The following is a 933-nucleotide window of genomic DNA, read 5'->3' on the forward strand; positions in this document are numbered from 1 at the left end:
AAGAAGCGACTGCTCATCCATACTCCATGGATAAAAATGATTGGCCTGCCCTGCCCCTTTTCTTCATAAAATAGCCGGACACCCTCTTCCACATTAAAAAATGTCATATTACTCCTCCTTACCCACGCTTTTCATTCATTCTTCTTATTATGTATTGCGTTTCGGCTTTTAACATTCCTTCCTTTAAAAATATATTGTCAAACCTTCATCTAAAGTTGATAATGAAGTATATTTTTATTGATTATCTTCATCCTGAAAGGACGGATTTTTTCATGAAGAGCTTTTTTAAAAACTATCGATCCTCATTGATCCTACTCACTGCCATTATTATCGGTGGGATAGCAGGCGTCGTTTTCGGTGAGAAAACCTCGGTCATACAACCGCTGGGAGACTTATTCCTAAATCTGATGTTCACGATCATCGTTCCCTTGGTATTTTTCAGCATCGCTTCGGCCATTGCCAATATGAGTGGAATGAACCGCCTCGGAAAAATCATGGGCAGCATCGTGATCGTTTTCCTGACGACAGCCGCATTGGCTGCCGTGATTGGATTCATTGGGACAACCATCATCAACCCTTTGGAGGGCACAGATACGACAGCCATCAAAGAATTGATGGAAAACAGTTCCCCTGAGGAAAAGGTTGAAGATGTATCTTTCTTCAGTCAACTGGTCAACACTGTAACCGTATCCGATTTTCCCGAACTGTTCTCCAGGAGCAATATGCTCCAGCTTATCGTTTTCTCGGTATTAATTGGACTTTCGACTGCACTTGTCGGCGAGAAGGCTAGACCGATCACCGAATTTTTAACAGCTGGAACGGCTGTCATGATGAAGGTCGTGAAGATCGTCATGTACTATGCACCCATTGGACTTGGCGCTTATTTTGCGACGATCATCGGACAGCTTGGGCCGCAGATTTTGGAGGGCTATG

The 933-nt window shown here is 43.4% G+C and carries 1 protein-coding gene; it reads left to right on the top strand.

Annotation, left to right across the window (positions count from 1 at the left end; translation table 11 throughout):
- Positions 1-272 precede the first annotated feature (272 nt).
- Positions 273-933, top strand: a 661-nt coding sequence (locus CVN76_RS01080; RefSeq protein ID WP_157805411.1) for a dicarboxylate/amino acid:cation symporter, incomplete at its 3' end; no start/stop codon positions are given.

This window comes from Bacillus sp. mrc49, assembly GCF_002803435.1.